The following is a 20,962-nucleotide window of genomic DNA, read 5'->3' as shown; positions in this document are numbered from 1 at the left end:
GCCCACTCGAACGTGGCGGTGGTGTCGCCCATCTCGTCGAGCTGAAGGCGCCACAGCGCGAGCTGGTCCTGCTCGTGCAGGCCCGCACCGCCGGTGTCCGCCCGGTGGATCGCGGCCAGCGCCTGCGCGCACTGGCGGAGCAGTCGTGCGCGCCGCGGCTCGTGGCCGTCGGCGTCCAGGGTGCGGAAAATCCTGCGGGGGATGGTTTCGCCGTCGATTTCGTCGCAGATCAGGAACGGAAGGCCCAGTGCCGCGCGCGAATTGTCGGCAACCAGCACGTGCGGTACCGGAGCCCCCTGCGCCGCGGCCAGGGTCTGGGCGCGAGCCTCCAGTTCCATACTGGCATGCACGTCGTCGGGCGGGCCGGTGCGCAGGATGAGCCGCCGCTGATCGTTGCCGACCCGCACCCCGAACGCCCACGTCGCGCGACTGGCCCCGCCGGTCAGCCGCCGGAGATCGCCGACTTCGACCGGGCCACCGAGCACCGGCGAAAGCACAGCGGCCAGTGCCGGGCGGAGCCGATCGGGATCTGTCATCGTGAAGTCTGCCCGAACTTGAACAGCCGCTGGGCGACTCGGCGGATCTGGATCTCCTCGGCGCCCTCGGTGATGCGGTAACGGCGGTGATGGCGGTAGATGTGCTCGAACGGCTCGTGACGGCTGTAGCCGAGGCCGCCGAACACCTGCATGGCCCGGTCGGCCGCCTCGCAGACGAGGCGGTTGGCGCGGTAGTTGGCCATCGACACCTTGTCGGACACCTCGAGGTGATGGTTGCGGTCCAGGTGCCAGGCGGCGTAATAGACCAGCAGCCGCACCATTTGGGCTTCGGTTTGCAGTTCCACCAGTGGCCACTGGATGGCCTGGTTCACCGACAGTGGTTTGCCGAACACCACCCGCTCCGAGGCGTACGCGACGGCTCGGTCGATGCAGTACTGGGCCGCGCCGAGGCTGCTGGCGGCCTGACGAATCCTGTTCTCGTGCAGGAAAGTCTGCGCGACGTCGAGTCCGCGGTCCACCTCGCCGAGCACCGCGTCGTCGGGCACGGCGACGTCGCGGAGCACGACCTCGCCGTGGTCGGTCGGCATGTTGAACGTCCACCAGTAGAACGGCACCTCGAAGCCGGGCGCATCGGTGGGAACCAGCAGCGCGGTGATGCCCCGGGCCTGGCCCGGCTGGCCGGACGTGCGCGCGAAGATCAGATCGTGGGTGGCGCGGTGGACCCCCGTGTTCCACCGCTTGGCGCCGTTGATGACCCAGCCGTCGCCCGTTCGTTCCGCGCGGGTTTCCAGCCACGTCGCATCCGAGCCGTGCGCCGGTTCGGTCAGCCCGAACGCGAAGCTGCGCTCACCCGTGATCAGCGCCTCGGACCAGGCTCTTCGCTGCGTTTCGGTGCCGAACCGCTCCATCATGATCACCTGCGGGAAGTTGCCGACAATCGACGACTCGTCCTGCAGGTCGTTGTGCAGGCCCAGGCCCTTGGCCGCCAGATGTTCCCGGATGACTGCCATGTCAAGATTGGTGCCGGCGCGCCCGCCCACCGATGCCGGCAGCGCGTAGCGCAGCCAACCGGCTTTATCGGCGCGACGTCGCATCTCGCCCAGAAGGTCCTCCCATTGGCGTCTTGGTATCCCGCCGTTGTCCCAATCGGTGCGGGCGTTTTCGCGACGATGATCGAAGTACTGGACGTTCTCGCGTTCCAGCGGTGTGATCTCCCGCTCGATGAACGCGTCCATCTCCTGAAGCAGTCCTGGAAGATGGTTCGGCAGAGTGAAATCCACGATGATCTCCTCAATTTAGGGCGGATCGTCAGAAGCCGTAGAGCGTCTTCTTCCAGATGGTCGACAGCGTGGCGATCGCGTCCTCGTCGCTGAGGCGCAAGCCCAGGCCCGAGGCGTCGGGCCGCAGGAACACGGCCGTGAAATTCTCGAACAACAGCGCGATGGCCGCCGCGACATGCTCGGGCTGCAGCTCGCGGCCGTACCCCTGCTCCTGCGCGCGCCGAACCGACGCCGCGACGATATCCATGCCGAATCGCCGAAACTCGTTCTGCACCGCAGCGAACCGTTGCCGAGTGGCGGCGAGTTGGGCGACCGCGATCATGATGCCGATGTTCTGCTTGAACATGTTCCAGTAGCCGGTCACCACCGAGGAGAAGAACGCGGTGTCCTGCGGCGAATCCGGCGGTTGCACGGTCAGACCCGATGGGGCGACCACGTCATGGAGGAAGGACTCCGCCAGTGCGGCCAGCAGGTCCTCCTTGTCGTCGAAGTAGCGGTAGAACACCGCGGACGACCTGCCTGCCGCCGACGTGATGTCGGCCAACGTGGTGCCGTGAAAACCCCGCTCGGCGAACAGCTTCCTGGCCGCCTGCTCGATCGCGCCCCGGGTCTGTCTGCCCTTCGAGCTCAGCGCCGCCGCGGCCATCGTCACGCACCGGGCAGGCGGTCCCCGGCGCGCAACAGCGCGCCGGGCAACTCGTGCCCCACAACGCGCTGTGCGACCCGTGCCGCCTCGATCGCAGCGCCCAAGTCGACATCGACGTGCACATCGCTGTCCCGCAGCATGTACACCAGGTCCTCGGTCGCGATGTTGCCGGTGGCGCCGGGGGCGAACGGGCAGCCGCCCAGGCCGCCGACCGACGCGTCGAGCCTGGTGACGCCTTCGCTGACTGCGGCGTACGCGCTGGCCAGCCCAGACCCGCGGGTGTTGTGGAAATGCGCGCCGAGGGGGGTGTCGCCGATGAGTTGGCGGACCGCACCGACCAGGTCGGCGGTCCGTCGCGGCGTCGTGGTGCCGATCGTGTCCGCCAGTGCCAGCCGGTCGACGGCGTTATCGCATGCCCGCGAGATCACGTCCAGCACCCGGGGCGGGGGAGTCGGCCCGTCGAACGGACAGTCCCATGCGGTGGCCACGATGACCTCGACCGACGTCCCGCTGTCGTGGGCGATCGCGACAATCCCGCCGATCTGCGCGGCCGCGTCGGCGCTGGCGCGGCCCACGTTGGCGCGGCTGTGCCCGTCGGACGCCGACACCACATACTCGATAAACCGAAGGCCCGCGGCGATCGCACGTTTGGCGCCATTCGGGCTGGCGACCAGCGCGGAGAACTCGATGTCGGCGAATCGGGCCAACTCGGTCGCCAGCTCGGCGGCGTCGGCGAGCGCGGGCACCTTCGACGGCGACACGAACGCGGTCGCCTCGATCTCCCGCACCCCGGTGGCCGCGACCGCGTCGAGCAGTTCGAGCTTTGCGGCCAGCGGAATCGGCTCCTCGATCTGCAGGCCGTCGCGCAGCGACACGTCGCGGATCGTGACATGCGGCGGCAGGCTCATAGCACCCCCTCGGCACGTAGCGACTCGACCTCTGCGGCCGTCTTGCCGAGCAGCCCGACGTAGACGTCGTCATTGTGTTGCCCGGGCCGGGCGGGGCCGGCGTTGCGGATACCGCCGGGCGTCGCCGACAGCTGCGGGACAACCCCCGGCCCGAGCACCGGCCGGCCGATGCGCTCGTCGTGGTGCTCGACGATCATCGCGCGGGCCCGCAGCTGCGGGTCGTCGACCACCTCGGCGACCGTGTTGATCGGCCCGGCAACGACGCCGGCGGCGCTGAGTTCGCCGATGATCTCCGCCGGCTCTTTCTTCTCTGCCCAATCTGCGATCAGCTTGTCCAGCTCGTCCTGGTTGCGGCCACGGGCGACATGGGTCGCGAACCGATCGTCCGCACTGAGCTCGGGGCGGCCCATCGCCTGGCACAGCCGACGGAACAATGTGTCCTGGTTCGCGGCGATCACCACCCAGCTGCCGTCGGCGGTGCGGTAGATGTTCGACGGCGCAATGCCCTCCAGCCGCGTGCCCGACGGGCCGCGCACCACGCCACCGACGTCGTAGTCGGGGATCGTGGATTCCTGAATGGCCAAACAGGATTCGGTGATCGCGGCATCGACGACCTGGCCCTCGCCGGTGACTGTCCGGCGGTACAGCGCGGCCAGCGCACCCTGAACGGCGAACATCCCGGCCAGGCTGTCGCCCAGCGACAGCGCCAGCCTCGGTGGCGGCTGGCCGGGGTAACCGTTCAGATGACGCAGCCCGCTGACGGCCTCGGCCACCGATGCGTACCCGGCCTTGTGCGCATCCGGGCCGGTCTGCCCGTAGCCTGAGACCCGGACCAGTATGATGCCCGGATTACGTTGGCGCAGAACGTCATAACCGAGGTCCCACTTCTCCAGCGTGCCGGGCCGGAAGTTCTCCACGACGATGTCGGAGAGTTCGGCGAGTTCCAGGAACACGTCGCGGCCGCGGGCCTCGCGCAAGTTCAGGGTGATGACCCTCTTGTTGCGGGCATGCACGGTCCAGAAGAAATGGTGCCCATCACGCTCGGCCTGACCCCAGGTGCGCAGCGGGTCCGGCGCACCCGGCGGCTCGATCTTGATCACCTCGGCACCCAGATCGCCGAGCAGCCGGCCGGCGAACGGTCCGGCGATCAGCGTGCCCAGCTCGAGTACGCGGATGCCGTCCAGCGCGCCGGTCGGGCTCATCGCGGCTCCGCGAAGTCGTGGCGTGCCAGCCAGTCGGTGATCGTGGCAACGGCCAGGCGCAGCGCGTCGCGCTGAGCTGGTCCCGCGTAGTAGTGAGTGGCGCCGGGAATCTCGTGTATCTCCTTGTCCGGATGGCCGATTGCGTCGAAAAGTCGTCGCGTATGGCTCGGGGTGCAGGCGTCGTCGGCGAGGTTACCGATCACCAGCGCCGGCACCGCGATGTCACGCCCGCACGTTACCCCGTCGGCGTGCGCGTCGTCGTAGCTCCACTGTGACAGCCAGCTGCGCAGCGTGCAGAACCGGGCCAGGCCCACCGGGCTCATGTTCACCACTCGAGGGTCACCCAGGTAGCAGGTTCCCGGTGTCCGTTCGTTCGGATCGACGGTGGGGTCGAGCCACCGCGGATCGGCCATGGTGCCGTGCACGACGAAAGCGAACTCGTCATCGGGACGCCCCCCGGCCTTCAGGTCTGCCAGCCTGTCCTTGACCCAGGCGGTGATGCGGCGGTTGCGGTCAATCTGCGCCTGGCGGTAACGGGCCAGGAATTCGGCGCGGGAGGGCGGCTGATCCGAGTTGCCGGGGTGGTAGAGGTCCAGCTGCGGATCCCGCTTGGTCGGGTCGGACTCGTCGAGGATCGACGCATCCATCCACTCGGTCAGCGTGACGTGCCTGCTGACGTGCGCGGCGGGCAGCATGATCGCGTCGGCCTGCTGCAGGCCCAGGGCGGTGAGATCGGGGCCGTCGCCCGACGGGCTCGCCGTGATCGTCGGGTGCCGCGCCTGCTGCTGGTCGAACACCGACAGCGAGCCGCCGCCGCGCCAGCCTTCGACGTCTATGGGATTGTGTCGATAAAACAGCGATGTCGGGCCGCCTTCGTGGACCAACCGCACCTCGTACTCATCGCGGCCGTCGTCGTCGATCGGCGCCGGCTCCGGAATCGTGGCCTGCGACGGGTCGAACGGGAAGTGCCGGCCGAGCTGACCGGCCGGCGGCACCCTGAACTCGTCGGCGGCCTCGATCATCAGCAGCGTGGTGTGGGTCGTGGGCAACTGCCGCCAGGTGGTGGCCTTCGGCAGGTAGACCCAATCACCCTCGTTATAACGCAGCGGGCCGAACTCGGTCTCCAGCAGTCCTGAGCCGCGGTGCACGAAGCACAGCAGGTCGCCGTCGACGTGGCGGACGAAGAACGGCATCTCTTCGGTGCGGCGGCTCAGCGAGATCCGGCAGTCCGGATTGAGAACAGCAGCATCGGGGTGCCGGCCGGGCCCGTGGAGTCGCCGGGTTTCAGCTCGCCGGTGAGCACGTCGATGGGCCGCAGCGGGCCGCTGCTGCGGTAGGCGGTGGGGTCGTTTCGGCGGTACATGTTCGCGGTGCGGCCGGTGAAGCCGCCGCGGCCAAGTTCGTCGTCCTTCAGGCCGTCCAGGTCGGCGTGCAGCCGGCGCGGTGTCGTGCCTTTGCGCAGATGGACGAAGGATTCCAACGGTGCCTCCTGGCTCGCGCAACAGAAAAGTGAAACTGACGTTATTTTTGGTTGGGGGTCGTCGCAAGGGGCGTGCGCAGATCGGCGAGCGGTTTCGCTGCGTGGCTTCGATCGGGGCGAACGGGACGTGGGAAGGTTGTCAACAAATGCATGGCAACGACTACATCACCTACGAGCAATTCGGTCGCAGATTCTTCGAGGTCGCCGTCACCGAGGAGCGGGTCGCGGCCGCGTTCGCGGCGATCGTCGGTGACGAGTTCGAGATGGGCCCGATCGCGCAGGGCCCCGGCAGGTTCGCCCGGGTCAACGCGAAAGTGAAGATTCTGCAGCCCCAGGCGAAGCGGACAATCGGCGACACGATCGACTTCTTCGTCCGGATTCCGCTGAGGATTGACCTGGTCATCGATCTGCGGGTCGACAAACAGCGCTTCACCGTCGCCGGTGAGGTCGGGTTGCACGCCACCGCGAAGGCGGCCGAACCGCTCGTGCTGATCATCGAGGTCGCAAAGCCGCGGCCGTCGGACATCAGGGTCGACGTGTCGTCACGGTCGATTCGCGGCGAGCTGTTGCGGATCATCGCCGACGTCGACGGCGAGATCCGGCGGTTCGTCGCCAAGTACGTTCACGACGAGATCGACAAGCCGGCGTCGCAGAAGGCGCAGATCATCGACGTGGCCGAGCGCCTCGACAAAGCGTGGACGGGTATCTGACCCGCTCGGCTACTTCAGCTCCGCCGAGGACAAGCCGAGCAGCCTGCGGGCGACCACCAGCTGCTGAATCTGCTGCGTGCCCTCGAAGATGTCGAGGATCTTCGAGTCACGGGCCCACTTCTCCAAGAGCGTCTGTTCGGAATAGCCGACGGTGCCCGCCAATTCGACGGCCTTGAGCGTGATGTCGCTGGCCACGCGCGCAGCCTTGGCCTTCCCCATCGACGCTTCCTTGGAGTTGGGGATGTCGTTGTCGGCCTGCCACGCCGAGCGCACCGTCAGCAGGTAGCCGGCCTCCCAGTCGGCCTCCATCCGCAGGAACTCGGCGGCCGGGGCACTTTGCGCGTAGGCCGGCTTGTCGTAGGAGATCTCGACTCCGGCCCCGGTGAGGATCTTTCGCAGCTCTTCGAGTGCAGCACGGGCGATGCCGACGGCCATCGCGGCGACGACCGGGCGTGTGTTGTCGAAGGTCTCCATCACACCGGCGAAGCCCTTCTCCACCTGGATTTCGGGGCTGCCGAGCAGGTTCTCCTTCGGGATACGGACGTTGTCGAACCGGATCACCGCGGTGTCCGAGGCCTTGATCCCGAGCTTGTCCTCGAGCCGCTCGACGGCCACGCCGGGGTAGTCCCGCGGCACGATGAACGACTTGATCGCGGCACGGCCCAGCGACTTGTCCAGCGTCGCCCACACGACGATGTGCGTGGCCCGCGAGCCGGCGGTGACGAAGATCTTCTCGCCGTTGATCACGTACTCGTCGCCGTCGGGCCTGGCCGTCGTCGACACCGCGGCAGAGTCGGATCCGAAGCCGGGCTCGGTGATCGCCATCGCAGCCCACACGTCCTTGCCCAGCCGCTGGAGCTGTTCGTCGGTGGCCACCCCGGAGATCGCCGCATTGCCCAAACCCTGGCGCGGCACCGACAGCATCAGGGCGACATCGCCCCAGCTGATCTCCATGACGTTGAGCACGGCAGACATGTTGCCGCCGTTGTGATTGGCTTCCTTGGCCGCATCGGCGTCGCGGAACGCCTCCGCGCCGGCGAACGCGATGGCCTTTGCCTCCGAGATGCCTTCAAACAGGGTGGCCAGCGTTTCCAGCTCGACGGGGTAGTCGTGCTCGCGCAGGTCGTACTTGCGTGAGATCGGTCGCAGCATCTCCGCGGCGCCCTGGTGCGCCTTGTCGATAACCGCCTGCAGCTTGCGCGGCAGTTCCAAATTGATTGCCATGACGGGTCTTTCGCTTGTAGAGACTTAGTGACGACTCAGATGACGACAACGCCCTCGGCGACACCGACAGCGCGAAGGTCGCGGTACCAGCGTTCAACTGGGTGTTCCTTGGTGTACCCGTGGCCGCCGAGCAGCTGGACGCCGTCCAGCCCGATCTGCATGCCGCGGTCGGCCCCCATGCGCCTGGCCAGCGCCGCCTCGCGGGCGAACGGCAGACCCTGCTCCGCGCGCGACGCGCCGCGCCACGTGATCAGCCGCAGGCCGTCGAGCTCGATCGCGATGTTGGCGCACATGAACGCGACCGACTGGCGGTGAGCGATCGGCTCGCCGAACGCGTGCCGCTCCTTGACGTAGGGGACCACGTAGTCGAGTACGGCGTGGCATGTGCCGACCGCCAGCGCCGCCCACCCGAGCCGCGCCAGCGCGATCGCCTCGGAGTAGTCGGCATCGGTGGCCTCGTCCTCGCCCAACCGCGCCCCGAGCGGCACCGTCACGTGGTCGAGCTCCACCCGGCCCAGGGCGGCGGCCCGGATGCCCATGCTCGGCTCGGGCTTGACCGACAGTCCCCGCGACGACGATTCGACGATGAAGAGCGCGGGCTTGCCGCCCAGCTGGGCGCCGACAACGAACATCTCGGCGTCGGCAGCCGCGGGCACCAGCGACTTGACCCCGTCGAGCCGGTAACCGCTCGGGGTGCGCACCGCGGTGGTCCTCAGTGCAGTCGGGTCGAACAGCGCGTGCGGCTCGGCGATCGCGACGCACGCCTGCGGCACGTTGTCCCCGGCAAACTCCGGCAGATAGGTAGCCTGCTGGTCGGCGCTGCCCCAATGAGTCAGGGCCGAGGCGACGCCGCCCGGTGCGAGAATCGGCAGCGCCAGCCCCATGTCGCCGTAGGCCAGCGCCTCGGCCACGAGCGCGTTGGTCACCGCCGATCGGTGCGCGGCGATGCCCTCGAAATCTTCGGGGATGTGGATCGCGGTGATACCGAGTTCGGCGGCCTTGGCGATCAGTTCGGGCGGGTAACCGGCGGCCTCGTCGGCGTCATGGGCGGCCGGTCGCAGGATCTCCTCGGCGAATTCGCTGACCGTCTCGACGATGAGCTTCTGGTCGTCGTCGGGGGTCAGATCGAAGTAGTCCTTGCCGCTGGCCGCCAGCCGGGTGGGACCGCCGCGCAGTCCTTGCGCCCGCTTGAATTGGCGGGTGCCGGCGCCGGCGACGGAGAACGTTGTCTTCACGCCGTAGCGCAGTGCGCGGTTCAGCGGGTCACGGAGGTTGTACTTATCGAGAAACTCCTGGCCGACGAGCGGCGTGATCAGCGCAAGCCCGATGTCGGTCGGGGTGCGCTTGTGCTTGCGGACTCCCACCGCGCTCGCGCGCCCATTGGTCTTGGCGGGGCGCTCGGCGGCGCCGTGGGCAGGCAGGGTGTTGGTCATTTCGGCAGCCTCTGTGGTAGGTGGCGATGCTCGAAACCCTATCTTACTCTGGAGTAAGGTAGGGCGGTCCTGTTAGTTAGCTCACACCCCGCACGGCCGCGTCCGGCGGTAGCTGACGCTCATGGGCTACCTCCCTAAAACCGGTCGAGAACCGCCCGCTGGAGCAGTCCGTTCGTCGCGACCGCGCTGCTGCCGTGCGGTCCCGGCCGCCCCTGAAGGTTGGTGAACGCCCCACCCGCCTCGCGCACCAGAATGTCGACGGCCGCGAGGTCCCATACATTCACCTCCGGTTCGAGTGCGATGTCGACGGCGCCCTCGGCGAGCAGGCAGTACGAGTAGAAATCGCCGTAGGCACGCGCCCGCCACACCTCGTCGGTGAGCACGATGAAGCGTTCGCGCAGCCTGTGGACCGCCCACCCCGCCAGGTCGGAGAACGAAAGGCTGGCAGCGGGCAGGTCCGCGATCGATGACACCCGCAACCGGCGCGGCTGTTCTGCGCCAACCTTGGAGAACGAGCCCTGGCCCGCGGCGGCCCACCACCGGCGCTGCATGGCCGGGGCGCTGACCACTCCCACCACCGGCACGTCATCCAAGAGCAGCGCGATCAGCGTTGCCCATATCGGCACCCCGCGGACGAAGTTCTTGGTGCCGTCGATCGGGTCGATGACCCACTGTCGTCCCGTGAATGCTCTTGTGCCGCCGAACTCTTCGCCATAGACCGAGTCGTCGGGACGGTGGAATCCCAGCTTTCTGCGCAGGGTTGCCTCGACGTCATTATCGGCGTCGGTCACCGGAGTCATGTCGGGTTTGGTGTGGACCTGGAGGTCTCGCGCGCCGTACCGGGGCATTGTCAGTGAATCGGCCTCGTCGGCCAGCTCGAGTGCCAGCGCCAGATCGTCCGCGGCTTGCGTCATGTCTTGAAGTCCTACCATTGCGGTGTGTGGGAAATCGGCGTGCTGCTCCTGCTGATCGGGGCGATCGTGTTGGTGGCGGCACCATGGTTGATGCGCCGCATGCCTCGGGGCGAGACAGTCGCCGGCACGTTGCTTATCACCGGCGTCAGCCCCCGTCCGGACGTCACCGGCGAACAGTTCGTCACCGTCACCGGCGTGATCAACGGCCCCACTGTCGACGAGCACGTCGTCTACCAACGCTACGCGGTCGACGTCAGCCAGTGGCCGACGGTCGGTGAACTGCGCCCCGTCGTCTACTCGCCCAAGAACCCGGACAACTGGACGTTCGCGCCGGCAACGGGGCCGGCCTAGTAGCCGGGGCTGTTTGGGTAAGCGGGAGTGTTGGGCGCCGGAACCTGAACCGGGATCGGGACCGGCATGAACGGGATGTTCAAGTACGTCGTCGTCATCACGGCTGTGGTCGTGGCGGTGGTCGTGGTGGTCGTCGGTGTGGTCGTGGTCGTCGTTGTGGTGGTCGTGGTGGTCGTGGTCGTGGTCGTCGTGGTCGGTGGTGTGGTTGTCGTGGGCGCAATCGTCGTGGTCGTAACCGGCAGCGGCGCGGGCGTCGCGGGCGGAGGTGGCGGGGGTGGGGGCGACGGCGGTGGCGGCGATGGTGCCGGTGGCGGCGGCGCCGGGGCGTTGGGGGTCTGGACGATGTTGGGCGCGACGGAGGGAGCCGGTGCGGCGCCCGCCGGGGACGACACGGCCGGCGTTGACGGCCGGGTGGCCGGCGAGCTGTCCATGCTGGTCAACGCATACGCGGCGCCGCCGATGGCGATCAACGGAACCAAAGCGACCAGCCCGAGGGCGAGGAACGGGCGTCGATACCATGGCGGCCGCACGTCTTCGACAGGGTTGTCGGCAGGGACGAACTGCACCGGCGGTCGGGCGGCGGTGTCGAAAACGTACGGGTTGCCGGTGTAGGGCACCGGCTCGTCGCCGCCCGCGTCCTCCGACCAGGCCAGCGCCCGAAAAGTGGCCGAACCCGCCTCTTGGGAGACCGCCTCGGGCGCTGCCGCAGTGATCGCCCCGGTGACGAAGCCGGTAGGTGCGTCGGGGTCCGGCCCGCGCGCGGCGGTCAGGGCCGCACCCGCTGCCGCGTTGAGCTCGGGTCGAGGCGTGGTGACCATGGGGGCGCGCAGGTGCTCTGAAAGAACCTGGGGGATAAGTGGAACGCTCGATCCTCCACCCACCATTGCGACTGCCGCGAGACTTGCGGGCGGGATCCTGTTGCGCTGCAACATGTCGTCAAGGCTTGTAATCACGCCTGCCAGCGGTCGGCGGATCAGCTCCTCGAGTTCAGTTCGGGTGAGCCGAATCCGGCTACTTTGCCCGGGGAATTCGGCCATCAACTCGGTCGCCGACTCCATCGACAATCGCTCTTTGGCCTTGCGGCATTCATCGCGAAGGCGGCTCAGTGACCCGACGGCGGCCGTGGCCGCCGTCTCGACAGTGCCCGCGCCGGCGATGCCGTTCAGCACGTCGGCCAGAAGCAGCTGGTCGACCTGGTCGCCGGAAAACTCGCTATAGCGCAGCGTCCCGTCGAGCGGAGCGAATTCGGCTCCGGCGTCGGTGAGGCTCAGGCTCGTACCGTTCGCGCCGAAGTCGAGCAGCGCCACCACACCCTGCGTCGGCAAGCCGGGGCTGACCTGCAACGCGGCAAGAGCCGCGTATGCGTCCGAAACAATGCGCGCCGGAACGTTATTGGGCGCCAGGGACGGCGCCGACGCGACCTCGTCACGCAATGCGGCCACCGCCGCCGGCCCCCAATACGTCGGAACCGCGATCACGATCTCCGACGGCGGTGCGGCGCCGGACACGGTGTCGACCATTGCCGCCAGAGCCTCGACCATCAGGCGTGCGGCGTGATATTTCGAGCCGTCGGCGGCCACCAGCGGAATGGGGTCGCCGACGCGCTCGACGAACCCGCCCATCACCACGCCGTGGTCGGCTTGATCGGTGACGCCGACCACGGGTGCGCGGTCGGGGAACAGGGTCAGCACGGCGCGGCGTGTCACGGGGGCGTTCCCGACACGCGCGGCGACCAAATTGGTCATCCCGATCGACAACCCCACGGGGTCGCTCATACGCATACCTTGCATTGACGGCGGCCGACGGCGGTGCCCACGATAGCGGGTGAACCGCGGCGATCGCGTCCGACACCCCGCAGCGAAACCTTAAGCGCCGATGGGAGTTTCCTGAGGGTCGTTGCCACTGGTGCTGGCAAACATCATCATCCGTGACCGATGCGCAGCAGATCGGCCACGCTCGCCAGCTTGACCCGCGGCCGTCCATGCGGCTCACCGCTTGTGCGCTCGTGGACGTCGATGAGTTGCCAGTGCTCGTCGGTAACCAGGTGCGGCTGACGCGACAGCAACCACTCCGCCAGGCCCCTGGGGTGGTCGGGGCAGAAGTCGGCCAGCTCCGCGCCCGCCAGATCCGCAACCAACGTGTCGACGGTGTGTTGCGAGTCCTTCTTGTTGGTGCCGATCACCCCGGACGGGCCACGCTTGATCCAGCCGACCACATACTCGTTGCGGCGGCCCTCGATCCGCCCGTCGGTGTGCGGGATCGTGCCGGTCCGCTCGTCGAACGGCAGACCCGGCGTCGGCACGCCGCGGTAGCCGACCGCGCGCACGACCAGCTGGACGGGCAGCATCTCGCGGGCGCCGGTGTCCTTGGCGACGACGCGTCCGTTGTCGTCGGTTACCAGCTCGTTGCGGCCGAGCACGATCTGCTCCACCTTGCCCTCGCCGCGGATCTCGATCGGTGAGGTGCGGAACTTGAACACGATGCGCCGGTTGCCGGGGTGTCGCTCCCGGCCGGTGTAGCCCCGCAGCACCTTGAGGTTCTGTTTGGCGGTTTTGCCCGCGGCCTCGGCGTCCTCGTCCGAGATGTCGGCGAGGTCGGCGGGGTCGACGATCACATCGACATCCTCGAGGGCTTTGAGGTCGCCCAGCTCGCGCAGCTCCAGTGTCGTGAACGTCGCCTGGAGTGGCCCCCTCCGGCCGACGATGACCACCTCTTCGACGCCGCGCGGGTCGAGCAGCTCGAGCGCGTGGTCGGCGATGTCCGTCGTGCGCAGCTCATCGGGGTCGCTGACGAGGATGCGTGCGACGTCGAGCGCGACGTTGCCGTTGCCGACGACGACGGCGCGCCCCAAGGACAGGTCCGGCGACATCTTCTGGAAGTGCGGGTGTGCGTTGTACCAGCCGACCAGCTGCACGGCGGCAATGCTGCCGGGCAGATCCTCGCCCGGAATGTGCAGCGGTTTGTCGGTTTGCGCACCCACCGCGTAGATCACCGCGTCGTACTGCTCGGCAAGCTCGTGCGCCTGCACGTGCTCACCCACCGCTACGTTGCCGAAGAACCGGAACCGTGGATCGGACGCCGTCTTCTCGAACTGCGCGCTGATCGACTTGATCTTCGGGTGGTCGGGCGCCACCCCGGAACGCACCAGACCCCACGGCGTCGGCAGCATCTCCAGCATGTCGACGTGGACATCGGTCCCGCCGGGCGAGTCGGCCAGCTTCAACAGTGACGCCGCCGCGAAGTACCCGGATGGTCCCGAGCCGACGATCGCCACGTAGTAAGGGCGCATTTTCTGCCTTCCCCTCGGTTGTGCCTCGATGCTAAACGCGGCCGCTCGGCTCCGGCGATCGGAAGGCGCGTCGGGCAGCGGTAACGTTGGCAGGCGTGGATCCCGACCGCCAGGCCGACATCGCCGCTCTGGACTCCACGCTGACCAGCGTGGAGCGAGTGCTCGATGTCGACTCGTTGCGGGCCCGCATCGACAAGCTCGAACACGAGGCCGCCGACCCCAACCTGTGGAGCGACCAGGCGCGGGCGCAGCGGGTGACCAGTGAGCTGTCTCACACGCAGGGCGAGCTGCGCCGGGTCGAGGATCTGCGCCGCCGCCTCGACGACCTCCCGGTGCTGTACGAACTCGCGGCCGACGAAGGTGCGTCAGAGCTGGCCGAGGCCGACACCGAGCTCAAGCAGCTGCGCGAGGACATCGAAGCGATGGAAGTCCGCACGCTGCTATCCGGCGAGTACGACGAGCGCGAGGCGCTGGTGACGATCCGGTCCGGCGCGGGCGGGGTCGACGCGGCCGACTGGGCGGAGATGCTGATGCGGATGTACATCCGCTGGGCGGAGAAGCACAAGTATCCGGTGGAGGTGTTCGACACCTCCTTTGCCGAAGAGGCCGGCATCAAGAGCGCGACGTTCGCGGTGCACGCACCGTTTGCCTACGGCACGCTCTCGGTGGAGCAGGGCACGCATCGGCTGGTGCGCATCAGCCCGTTCGACAACCAGAGCCGGCGCCAGACGTCGTTCGCCGAAGTCGAGGTGCTGCCCGTGGTGGAGACCACCGACCACATCGACATCCCGGAAAGCGACATCCGCGTGGACGTGTACCGCTCCAGCGGTCCCGGCGGTCAGTCGGTCAACACGACCGACTCGGCGGTTCGACTCACGCACATCCCGACCGGTATCGTGGTGACCTGTCAGAACGAGAAGTCGCAATTGCAGAACAAGATTTCAGCGATGCGCGTGCTTCAGGCAAAGTTATTGGAACGCAAGCGTTTAGAAGAACGCGCCGAGCTGGATGCGTTGAAAGGCGACGGCGGCAGTTCGTGGGGAAACCAGATGCGCTCCTACGTCCTGCACCCGTACCAGATGGTCAAAGACCTGCGCACCGACTACGAGGTCGGCAATCCGGCTGCGGTGCTGGACGGAGACATCGACGGGTTCCTGGAGGCGGGAATCCGCTGGCGCAACAGACGAGATGACGAAGACGTATAGTCACCTGGCTTTGTCGATGGTCAGCTGGCACGATTTTTGGCGCGGCCAGATCGGTGAGTGGATCATCACGCGCGGGCTGCGAATCGTGTTGCTGCTCATCGGCTCGCTGCTGATCGCGCGGTTCATCAACTGGGCGGCGCAGAAGGTCACCCAGCGGCTGGACGCGGGCTTCCAGGAAAGTGACGCGCTGGTACGTCCGGAGGCCACCAAGCACCGGCAGGCCGTCGCGTCGGTGATCTCATGGGTGTCGATCGCGATCGTGTACGTGGTGGTGGCCGTCGAGATCACGAACATCCTTTCGATACCGGTCGGTTCGCTGGTCGCTCCCGCGGCGGTGCTGGGCGCCGCGCTCGGTTTCGGCGCACAACGTGTGGTCCAGGACCTTCTCAGCGGGTTCTTCATCATCACCGAAAAGCAGTACGGGTTCGGTGATCTTATCCAGCTGACCATCTCGGGCGTGGCCAACGACGCGCGCGGCACCGTCGAAGACGTGACGCTGCGGGTGACCAAGCTGCGGTCCAGCGACGGGGAGGTCTTCACGATTCCCAACGGCCAGATCGTGAAATCAGTCAACCTGTCCAAAGACTGGGCGCGCGCGGTCGTCGACATCCCGGTGCCGGTCACGGCCGACCTGAACCGGGTCAACGAGGTGCTGCACGAGGTGTGCCGCGGCGCGATGCAGGACCCGCAGCTGAAAGATCTGCTGCTCGACGAGCCGGCGCTGATGGGTGTCGAGAGCATCGAGTTGGAGAACCTCAACCTGCGCATGGTGGCCCGCACGCTGCCCGGCAAGCAGTTCGAGGTCGGGCGCCGCCTGCGGGTGCTGGTCGTTGCCGCGCTGAGCCGCGCGGGCATCGTGACCCCGACCGAGACGTCGCCGATGGTGGAAGCCATCGTGCATCCGGCCACGGCCAGCGGCGCGGAGGAGACGCAGGCGCCGGAAGGGGCCAAGAGCTCGTGAACAAGGAAGACCGAGGCTGGCCGGCCTATCTGTTCGGCGGACGGGTCCGCACGTCCACCGCCGCACTGATCCTTGCGTTCATCGTGGTCTGGTTTGTGTACGAGACCTACCAGCCGCCGGCGAAGCCACCGCCCGCGCCGGCCACCCAGGTTGTGCCGCCCGGCTTTGTGCCCGATCCCAACTACACGTGGGTGCCGCGGACGTCGGTACGGCAGTGGTCCACCACCACCACCGAGCCGACCACCACCACCGAAACCACCAGCCCGACCGAGTCGACGACACCGTCGTCGACGACCACGGGCACGCCCTCCCCCGGTGCTCCGACGACCACGACCACGCCGCTGCCCGGCGCGCCGCCGACGGCGACGACGCCGGTCCTGCCCGGGCCCGCACCGGCGCCTCCTCCGTCACGCTAGCCGGACCTGCCCGAAACCACGGCTACACTGGCGTGCCGTGATGATCACCCTCGACAAAGTAACCAAGCAGTACAAAAGGTCGGCCAGGCCCGCGTTGGACCACGTCAGCCTGAAAATCGACAAGGGTGAGTTCGTTTTCTTGATCGGGCCGTCCGGTTCGGGCAAGTCCACGTTCATGCGGCTGCTGCTGGCCGACGAGACCCCGACCGAGGGCGACGTGCGCGTCTCGAAGTTCCACGTCAACAAGCTGCCCGGGCGCCACATCCCGAGCCTGCGGCAGGTGATCGGCTGCGTGTTCCAGGACTTCCGGCTGTTGCAGCAGAAGACGGTCTACGAGAACGTCGCGTTCGCACTCGAGGTCATCGGCAAACGCTCCGAGGTGATCAACCGCGTGGTGCCAGATGTGCTCGAGATGGTCGGGCTGTCCGGCAAGGCCAACCGGCTCCCGCACGAGCTGTCCGGCGGGGAGCAGCAGCGGGTGGCGATGGCCAGGGCATTCGTGAACCGGCCGCTGGTGCTGCTGGCCGACGAGCCGACCGGAAACCTCGACCCCGACACCAGCATGGACATCGTGGACCTGCTCGAGCGGATCAACCGCACCGGCACGACGGTCGTGATGGCCACCCACGACCATCACATCGTCGACTCGATGCGCCAGCGGGTCCTGGAGCTCGACATGGGCAAGCTCGTGCGCGACGAGCAGCGTGGCGTGTACGGGATGGACCGCTAAGTGCGTTTCGGTTTCCTTGTCAACGAAGTCCTCACCGGTCTTCGTCGCAACGTCACCATGACGGTTGCGATGATCCTGACGACCGCGATCTCAATCGGGCTGTTCGGCGGCGGGCTGCTGGTGGTCCGGCTCGCCGACCATTCCCGCGCCATCTACCTCGACCGTGTGGAGTCGCAGGTCTTCCTGACCAACGACGTCTCGGCCAACGACCCGACGTGCGACGTCGACCCATGCAAGGCCCTGCGGTCCAAAATCGAGGCGCGCGACGACGTGAAGTCGGTGCGGTTCCTCAACCGCGACGACGCCTATAACGACGCGATCCGCAAGTTCCCGCAGTTCAAGGACGTCGCCAGCAGGGACTCCTTCCCGGCATCGTTCATCGTCAAGCTGGCGAATCCCGACCAGCACAAGGACTTCGACCAGGCGATGATCGGGCAACCCGGTGTTCTGAGCGTGCAGAACCAGAAAGACCTGATCGACCGGTTGTTCGCCGTACTCGACGGCCTCTCCAACGCCGCCTTCGCCGTGGCGTTGGTACAGGCGGTCGGGGCGATCCTGCTGATCGCCAACATGGTTCAAGTCGCCGCCTACACCCGTCGGACCGAAGTCGGCATCATGCGGTTGGTGGGCGCAAGTCGCTGGTATACGCAGCTGCCGTTTTTGCTGGAGGCGATGGTGGCCGCGCTGGCAGGCGTGATCATCGCGATCGTCGGCCTCATCGTGGTGCGGGCGTTGTTCCTGGAGAACGCGCTCAACCAGTTCTATCAAGCCAACTTGATAGCCAGGATCGACTACGCCGACATCCTCTACATCGCGCCGATCCTGGTGTTCGTCGGCGTCGTGATGGCAGGTGTCGCGGCATATGCGACATTGCGGCTCTATGTGCGGCGTTAGCCGTGGGCAAAAAGACCCAGGGCCCGGGAGCTAAGCGACAGATCGTCGCCTCGAATCGCCGGGCGCGCCACGAATATGCGATCCTCGACGTGTTCGAGGCCGGGATCGCGCTGACGGGTACCGAGGTGAAGAGCCTGCGGGAAGGCAAGGCGTCGCTGGCCGACTCGTTCGCGACCGTCGACGACGGCGAGGTGTGGCTGCGCAACGTGCACATCCCGGAGTATCACCACGGCACCTGGACCAACCACGCGCCGCGGCGCAACCGCAAGCTGCTGCTGCATCGCCGTGAGATCGACACCCTGATCGGCAAGATCCGCGATGGCAACCTGACGCTGGTGCCGTTGTCCTTGTATTTCTCCGAAGGCAAGGTCAAGGTCGAGTTGGCGCTCGCGCGAGGCAAACAGGCGCGCGACAAGCGGCAGGACCTGGCGCGCCGCGAGGCGCAGCGCGAGGTCACCAGGGCGCTGGGGCGCCGCGCCAAGGGCATGACCTGATCGGCGCGTTGGTAGGTCGGGATGGTGCTCGCGCCGGCGATGATCGCTGCGGGCCGACCGCGGCCTAGGATCGTCCCAGTGACCGCTGCGGGCTGACCGCGGCCTAGGATCGTCCCAGTGACCCGCCTCGAAAAGAACGACGTACTGGCCGGCTTGTTCGGCTGCTGGGACGATATCGACGCGTTGCTGTCCACCCTTTCCGACGACCAGTGGCCGGCCCCGACGCCGCTGCCCGGCTGGACCGTCCACGACGTGGTGGCACACATGATCGGCACGGAGTCGCTTCTGCAGGGGATTCCAACGCCGACCGCCGACTGCGACGTGTCGGAGCTACCACACGTGCACAACCAGGTCGGCGTGTTGAACGAGTGCTGGGTGCGGCATCTACGGCCCGAGTCGCCGGTCGGGATGCTGGACCGGTTCCGGGAGATCACCGGGGAGCGGCGCGGCGCGCTGTCGGAGATGACGGACGGCGACTGGAACGCACAGACCGCCACGCCGGCCGGTCCCGACACCTACGGCCGGTTCATGCGGGTGCGCACGTTCGACTGCTGGATGCACGAGCAGGACATCCGCGAGGCGGTTGGGGTGTGGGCCGCCGACGAGGTGCTGGCCGGTCCGGCGGCGACCCAGACCTTCGACGAGATCACCGCCGGCCTCGGCTACATCGTGGGCAAGCTCGGCGGCGCGCCGGATGGATCGCGCATCGCGTTCGAGCTGACCGGCCCGCTGCAGCGCACCCTGCGGGTGGCGGTGGATGGGCGCGCGCGGGTGGTGGACGGCTTCGACGGGGCATTGCCGACCGCGACGATCCAGGTGGACGGGGTTTTGTTCACGCGCCTGATCGGCGGGCGGACCGCCGCCGACGCGAACGTCAATGCTCTCGAATTGTCCGGCGACACCGATGTGGCCCGGCGGATCGCCGAGAACCTCAAGTTCGTGATGTGATCGCGCTTTGGCTCCGCCGAGATTGAACGCCGTGCCTCCGCGAGATTGAACTCAGCGACGGCTGACCGGCGTGTCGCGTCGCTGAGTTCGAAGTCGCGGCGCTCGGGATGGATATTCGCTGGCCAGTTGTTGGATAGGTCGTACAATGGAGGGTCCTGCCGGAGGTCGGCAGGGATGCGAGGGGCTGAACGGTTTCGACTTCGCGCATCGAACCAAGGGAAGCGTGCCGGTGCAGGCAAGAGACCACCGTAAGCGTCGTTGCGACCAATTAAGCGCCGATTCAAATCAGCGCGACTACGCTCTCGCTGCCTAAGCGACGGCTAGTCTGTCAGACCGGGAACGCCCTCGGCCCGGACCCTGGCATCAGCTAGAGGGATAAACCGGTGAGTCCGGTCGCGGGACTCATCGGGACACCAAACAGCGACTGGGATCGTCATCCCGGCGAGTTCGCGAGACCGGGAGATCCGAGTAGAGGCACAGCGAACTGCGCACGGAGAAGCCTTGAGGACATGCCGTAGGACCCGGGTTCGATTCCCGGCAGCTCCACCAGGAAGGGCCGCAGCAGGCGCGTGTCGAGGTCCCGCACCTGTCGGCGGCGGTTCCAGGCGCGGGCGTTGCTGCGCTACATCCGAAGTTGGCGGTGCCATTGCGGCGGCAATCCAAGTCGACCATGTGATACCGCAATAGTGAGCGCGCGGGCAACGAAACGACCGGTGCCACGACGTATCCCGGCCCTCCGTGGGTCGACGTCAGCGCACCGGGCGACGGCTCCGAGCGCGTTCAGGCCACGACGCCTTCCGGGCAGGATCGCGCCCGCCGTCAATCCACAGAGGAAGCCCAAAAGGAAGAACCCGCGTGCGCGTCGCCTGTTCCTCCGCACAACAGCTGATGCGATGAATCCACATGTCGTCGCAATGATGGCTACCGCGACGAGCAGAAAAATCAGATGTATCGATCCGAGCGACCCCATATCGCAACCTCCGGGCCGTTGTCTGCGTAGGCCGCTTGCCCGATCCAACCACCCTCTTCGCCGGACCAGCATTGCTGGCCAAAGTTTGTAACCAAAGCGAGCATGAAGCGTTGGCCGCCCGCTGCTATACCAGATCCGGCGTGCCGCCGAGCAGTTTGTCCACGGGGCCGATGACGTCGTTGCCGTCCGGGTGATCTGAACGGGCGACCGGTTTGTGTGGGTGGCGCTGTATCACCGTTGCGTCCAGGCGAGTGGTGTACGGGGCCGGTGGCGTGTCGTAGCCGGGTAGAGGACGGTCATCGCGTGATCCTTCGAACGACCGCCAAGTCAATCGAAGGAGAACAACGCGATGACCAATCCCCACCCTATCGATGTTGAGAAGCTGTTGGCCGACCAACTCGCCACCGCGA

The 20,962-nt window shown here is 67.3% G+C and carries 22 protein-coding genes and 1 other RNA gene; 10 read left to right on the top strand and 13 right to left on the bottom strand.

All coding sequences use genetic code 11. The annotated features are described in order from the left end of the window. From VKG81_RS05560 to VKG81_RS05530, 7 genes are all read right to left on the bottom strand, one after another. Positions 1-536 (bottom strand): phosphotransferase (locus VKG81_RS05560; protein WP_324390479.1); only part of this gene is annotated, 536 nt, incomplete at its 3' end. Continuing rightward, positions 533-1,777 (bottom strand): acyl-CoA dehydrogenase family protein, encoded by a 1,245-nt coding sequence (locus tag VKG81_RS05555; RefSeq protein WP_324390477.1) that lies wholly within the window; start codon positions 1,775-1,777, stop codon positions 533-535. The genes VKG81_RS05560 and VKG81_RS05555, both read right to left, overlap by 4 nt. Before the next feature lie 28 nt (positions 1,778-1,805). Further along, on the bottom strand, positions 1,806-2,423 hold the full coding sequence (locus tag VKG81_RS05550; RefSeq protein ID WP_324390475.1) for a TetR/AcrR family transcriptional regulator: 618 nt from the start codon (positions 2,421-2,423) through the stop codon (positions 1,806-1,808). A 2-nt stretch (positions 2,424-2,425) separates the two neighbouring features. Further along, complete coding sequence (locus VKG81_RS05545) at positions 2,426-3,331, bottom strand: hydroxymethylglutaryl-CoA lyase (RefSeq protein WP_324390473.1); 906 nt, start codon at positions 3,329-3,331, stop codon at positions 2,426-2,428. Continuing rightward, a complete protein-coding gene (locus tag VKG81_RS05540) occupies positions 3,328-4,533 on the bottom strand; it encodes a CaiB/BaiF CoA-transferase family protein (protein WP_324390471.1) in 1,206 nt (401 codons plus the stop codon). The genes VKG81_RS05545 and VKG81_RS05540 overlap by 4 nt, the downstream gene beginning before the upstream one ends. Further along, positions 4,530-5,726 (bottom strand): alpha/beta hydrolase, encoded by a 1,197-nt coding sequence (locus tag VKG81_RS05535; protein ID WP_324390469.1) that lies wholly within the window; start codon positions 5,724-5,726, stop codon positions 4,530-4,532. Before VKG81_RS05535 ends, VKG81_RS05540 begins: the two co-directional genes overlap by 4 nt. Before the next feature lie 17 nt (positions 5,727-5,743). Beyond that, complete coding sequence (locus VKG81_RS05530) at positions 5,744-6,013, bottom strand: hypothetical protein (RefSeq protein WP_324390467.1); 270 nt, start codon at positions 6,011-6,013, stop codon at positions 5,744-5,746. Between the two features lie 146 nt (positions 6,014-6,159). Here VKG81_RS05530 and VKG81_RS05525 point away from each other — a divergent pair, with 146 nt between their 5' ends. Beyond that, the gene (locus tag VKG81_RS05525; RefSeq protein WP_324390465.1) at positions 6,160-6,723 is read left to right on the top strand and encodes a hypothetical protein; all 564 of its coding nucleotides are present in this window, start codon (positions 6,160-6,162) and stop codon (positions 6,721-6,723) included. A gap of 9 nt (positions 6,724-6,732) precedes the next feature. On the opposite strand, the gene VKG81_RS05520 is transcribed toward VKG81_RS05525, so the two are convergent. The 3 genes from VKG81_RS05520 to hisN form a co-directional block, all read right to left on the bottom strand. Next, positions 6,733-7,947 carry an acyl-CoA dehydrogenase family protein gene (locus VKG81_RS05520; RefSeq protein WP_324390463.1) on the bottom strand — a complete coding sequence of 405 codons (1,215 nt, stop codon included), beginning with the start codon at positions 7,945-7,947 and terminating at the stop codon, positions 6,733-6,735. Positions 7,948-7,982: 35 nt separating this feature from the next. Continuing rightward, a complete protein-coding gene (locus VKG81_RS05515) occupies positions 7,983-9,380 on the bottom strand; it encodes an acyl-CoA dehydrogenase family protein (protein WP_324390460.1) in 1,398 nt (465 codons plus the stop codon). Positions 9,381-9,514: 134 nt separating this feature from the next. Continuing rightward, positions 9,515-10,294, bottom strand: a complete 780-nt coding sequence (hisN, locus tag VKG81_RS05510) for a histidinol-phosphatase (protein ID WP_324390458.1) — start codon at positions 10,292-10,294, stop codon at positions 9,515-9,517. Between the two features lie 24 nt (positions 10,295-10,318). On the opposite strand from hisN, the gene VKG81_RS05505 reads away from it, so the two are divergent. Continuing rightward, positions 10,319-10,645, top strand: coding sequence for a hypothetical protein (locus tag VKG81_RS05505; protein WP_324390456.1), 327 nt, complete (start codon positions 10,319-10,321; stop codon positions 10,643-10,645). Here VKG81_RS05505 and VKG81_RS05500 read toward each other — a convergent pair. After that, entirely contained in the window at positions 10,642-12,420 is a 1,779-nt protein-coding gene (locus tag VKG81_RS05500; protein ID WP_324390454.1) for an Hsp70 family protein, read from the bottom strand. The two genes, VKG81_RS05505 and VKG81_RS05500, sit on opposite strands and share 4 nt — an antisense overlap. 146 nt (positions 12,421-12,566) lie before the next feature. After that, on the bottom strand, positions 12,567-13,934 hold the full coding sequence (locus tag VKG81_RS05495; protein ID WP_324390452.1) for an FAD-dependent oxidoreductase: 1,368 nt from the start codon (positions 13,932-13,934) through the stop codon (positions 12,567-12,569). 95 nt (positions 13,935-14,029) lie between these two features. Between VKG81_RS05495 and prfB the strand changes: the two genes are divergently transcribed. The 8 genes from prfB to ssrA all read left to right on the top strand — a co-directional run bounded on the left by prfB (position 14,030) and on the right by ssrA (position 20,131). After that, positions 14,030-15,139, top strand: a complete 1,110-nt coding sequence (gene prfB, locus VKG81_RS05490; protein ID WP_324390451.1) for a peptide chain release factor 2 — start codon at positions 14,030-14,032, stop codon at positions 15,137-15,139. Further along, positions 15,123-16,100: a mechanosensitive ion channel family protein gene (locus VKG81_RS05485; protein ID WP_324390449.1), complete on the top strand. Its 978-nt coding sequence runs from the start codon at positions 15,123-15,125 to the stop codon at positions 16,098-16,100. The genes prfB and VKG81_RS05485 overlap by 17 nt, the downstream gene beginning before the upstream one ends. Next, positions 16,097-16,516: a hypothetical protein gene (locus VKG81_RS05480; RefSeq protein WP_324390447.1), complete on the top strand. Its 420-nt coding sequence runs from the start codon at positions 16,097-16,099 to the stop codon at positions 16,514-16,516. The genes VKG81_RS05485 and VKG81_RS05480 overlap by 4 nt, the downstream gene beginning before the upstream one ends. 40 nt (positions 16,517-16,556) lie before the next feature. After that, positions 16,557-17,246 carry a cell division ATP-binding protein FtsE gene (gene ftsE, locus VKG81_RS05475; RefSeq protein WP_324390483.1) on the top strand — a complete coding sequence of 230 codons (690 nt, stop codon included), beginning with the start codon at positions 16,557-16,559 and terminating at the stop codon, positions 17,244-17,246. After that, a complete protein-coding gene (gene ftsX / locus VKG81_RS05470; RefSeq protein WP_324390445.1) occupies positions 17,247-18,140 on the top strand; it encodes a permease-like cell division protein FtsX in 894 nt (297 codons plus the stop codon). 2 nt (positions 18,141-18,142) lie between these two features. Continuing rightward, positions 18,143-18,634, top strand: coding sequence for an SsrA-binding protein SmpB (gene smpB / locus VKG81_RS05465; RefSeq protein WP_324390443.1), 492 nt, complete (start codon positions 18,143-18,145; stop codon positions 18,632-18,634). A gap of 108 nt (positions 18,635-18,742) precedes the next feature. Further along, complete coding sequence (locus tag VKG81_RS05460) at positions 18,743-19,582, top strand: maleylpyruvate isomerase family mycothiol-dependent enzyme (RefSeq protein ID WP_324390481.1); 840 nt, start codon at positions 18,743-18,745, stop codon at positions 19,580-19,582. Positions 19,583-19,762: 180 nt separating this feature from the next. Continuing rightward, positions 19,763-20,131: a transfer-messenger RNA gene (gene ssrA / locus VKG81_RS05455) on the top strand. A 545-nt stretch (positions 20,132-20,676) separates the two neighbouring features. Here ssrA and VKG81_RS05450 read toward each other — a convergent pair. Continuing rightward, positions 20,677-20,962 (bottom strand): hypothetical protein (locus VKG81_RS05450; protein WP_324390441.1); only part of this gene is annotated, 286 nt, incomplete at its 5' end.

The organism is Mycobacterium sp., assembly GCF_035314905.1.
In the GTDB taxonomy this organism is placed as follows: Bacteria; Actinomycetota; Actinomycetes; order Mycobacteriales; family Mycobacteriaceae; genus Mycobacterium.
Note: the sequence above shows the minus strand (reverse complement) of the source record. Positions and strands in the feature narration are given on the sequence as shown.